Source organism: Candidatus Zixiibacteriota bacterium (genome assembly GCA_035380245.1).
Taxonomy (GTDB): domain Bacteria; phylum Zixibacteria; class MSB-5A5; order GN15; family FEB-12; genus DAOSXA01.
On sequence record DAOSXA010000011.1, the window covers coordinates 10,920 to 13,149 of the forward strand.

The window sequence follows — 2,230 nt, forward strand, 5'->3', positions numbered from 1 at the left end:
AAGAGCGCAAGCCCCGCAAGGCCAAAAACCCCATCGAAGTGTACTCGGACAACGGCGACGGAACCCTGACCCGGCTGGACATGCCGGTACCGCAGGGCTTCAAAAGCTCGGACGCCCTTGTCCGATGGTTGAAGTCCGAGGCCCAGGTGAGCGGAACCTATGTCCTGCTGCGGCGCCTTGTGACCGCCGACATTGAACTCAAGCAGGTGCCCGCGGTCGAAGTGACGGTGCGGTAATCATGGAAGCTCCCGAGCGCCCCGTCCCCATTCCGACTTCGCCGCCTCCCGGAGGCGCGCACCCGGTCCCCTACAAGGAACCGCAGGACGGCGTGTCGGCCGAGGCGCTTCGGAAACTGACCCACTACTACCTGAACACGGACGCGAAGGTAGACGACATCGCGGTCGATCTCGGGCTCACGACCCGGGACGTTCGCGGAGCCATCAAGCGATATGGTCTGGACAAGCAGAAGCACGAGATCATCACGCAGGTCCAGCAGGAAGAGCTGGCGGCGTACTCCAAGTTCCTGCTCGACAACCGAGTCACCACGGCGGAACAGCACCTTCGAATCTCCAACCAATTGAACTCGGCGGTGGAGAAGGTGCTGAGCGCGGCCGAAGGGAAGACGGTCGACGAAATTCAGGAGATGATCAAGCCTTTGAAGAACCTTGCTTCCCTGTACCGCAGTCTCTCGGAGACGTTCTCCGCCTCATCTGGCGTGGGGGCGAGAGCCGTGAGCCTAAGCGGCCTGACGGCGGAGCAGGCAGGCGGGCTGGTGCTCGCGGGGGCGAAGGGCAAACAGCCCCTCGTGTCCATGAGCTTCCAAGTCTCCCAGTCACCAAGTGCCCAAGCCCCCCAGCAACCCGAACCCATCGAAGCCGAGTTCACGGAGGAGACCAAATGAATCTGCTGAATACCCACTGCATCTCGTACCCGCGCACCATTCTGTCAAAGCCGGGCGCGCCGCCCGACTTGGAAGAGCAACTTAGAAACACAGGCAGGACAAAGCTCAGGGACATGAGCGACGAAGCGATCGCCGTGTTCCAAGCGGCGTGGGACCCCGCGGTCGACGGAGCGTTGTGGCCACCTAGAGGCGACTCCGTGCTGATGGGATTCCCGGAATGAGCCCCTTGCCACCGCTTGACCGTACCGGCAAGCCCTTCCTCGGCGTAAAGTTCGAGTACGCCACGGAGGGGGACCAGGCCGGGACAATCGAGATCGAGGACAACGGCGCAGGGGCGTTCGTCACGTTCCACTCCAACGGGGGCGAGGGCCTGTCGTTCAACCCCGGAGAGCTGCTTGAGATCGCCAAGTGGGCCAAGAAACTTTGTGACGAAGTGACTGAGTTTAACGGGACCGGGCAAAAGTAAAGCCAGAGTTTACAAAATGGCGGCAACACGTTATCACCTCTTCTGCAAACGGGTGCGATACTGGGCCCGGCGGCTGGGGCTGTCCTCGTGGCACATCGACACCCGGAAGCGCTCGTTCCCGGGAGACACCGAGACAATGGCGCAGGTGGTGATTGATTCCCCCCAGCGATACGCCAGGGTCGAGTGGAACTCCGGGTTCAAGCCATGCGCGGACGCCGGATGGGACATCGAAGACACGGCGCTTCACGAGGTCATCCATATCTTTTTCGCGGAGCTGATCCGGGAAGTGGCCAACTCACGGAGCGAGACCGACCCGCGGGTGGCCGAGGTGGAGCACGAGTCAATCAACCGGCTCTGCGCCGCGTTTCTTCACAAAGGCTGGTAGGAGAAACTCTTAATCACGAAGTCCGACTCCGCGGCCCCCGCGTCTCCCTTGGCGTCTTCCCGAATCCCGTTGCCAATCATGATGTGCATTCGGCTTCGCGACAGCTGATTGAGAAGAGTCTTGCTCTCTGTCCTGCGAACTCCCCACCCGTCATAGCATATGGTAAGGTCTGTCTTGGTCCACAGAAGCTTATACTTTGTGTAATGTTCTGCCGGGTCGTGGCACAGCAGCCAATGCTGCCGGTACCCGAACTGCCGCCTGCCGCCCCCTCGCGCCGTCCAGAAATTGCTTTTCACAGCCCACCAGGACAGGGGGTTCAGGGGGAGGAAGTCGAAGTAGTTTCCTTTGCAGTTGGAGAAGCCTTCGAAAACGGTGACTTCCGGGGCGACTCCGGTCTCGGGGACCAAACGAAACGACGGGTGGAGCCAGCGTCCGCGGGGGAGCCGGGCCTCGACTTCAAAAGACCCGTACTTGAACG

General features: G+C 61.3%; 6 protein-coding genes. 5 read left to right on the forward strand and 1 reads right to left on the reverse strand.

The window, feature by feature from the left end; translation table 11 throughout:
- The 5 genes from PLF13_14600 to PLF13_14620 form a co-directional block, all read left to right on the forward strand.
- Window positions 1–236 (forward strand): hypothetical protein (locus PLF13_14600; GenBank protein ID HOP08498.1); only part of this gene is annotated, 236 nt, incomplete at its 5' end.
- A gap of 2 nt (window positions 237–238) precedes the next feature.
- Window positions 239–901 carry a hypothetical protein gene (locus tag PLF13_14605; GenBank protein ID HOP08499.1) on the forward strand — a complete coding sequence of 221 codons (663 nt, stop codon included), beginning with the start codon at window positions 239–241 and terminating at the stop codon, window positions 899–901.
- Window positions 898–1,122 (forward strand): hypothetical protein, encoded by a 225-nt coding sequence (locus tag PLF13_14610; GenBank protein ID HOP08500.1) that lies wholly within the window; start codon window positions 898–900, stop codon window positions 1,120–1,122. Before PLF13_14605 ends, PLF13_14610 begins: the two co-directional genes overlap by 4 nt.
- Window positions 1,119–1,367: a hypothetical protein gene (locus tag PLF13_14615; protein ID HOP08501.1), complete on the forward strand. Its 249-nt coding sequence runs from the start codon at window positions 1,119–1,121 to the stop codon at window positions 1,365–1,367. Before PLF13_14610 ends, PLF13_14615 begins: the two co-directional genes overlap by 4 nt.
- 16 nt (window positions 1,368–1,383) lie before the next feature.
- Entirely contained in the window at window positions 1,384–1,752 is a 369-nt protein-coding gene (locus PLF13_14620; GenBank protein ID HOP08502.1) for a hypothetical protein, read from the forward strand.
- Here the strand turns inward: PLF13_14620 and PLF13_14625 are convergent.
- The coding region (locus tag PLF13_14625; protein ID HOP08503.1) for a family 16 glycosylhydrolase at window positions 1,737–2,230 on the reverse strand (494 nt) is incomplete at its 5' end. The two genes, PLF13_14620 and PLF13_14625, sit on opposite strands and share 16 nt — an antisense overlap.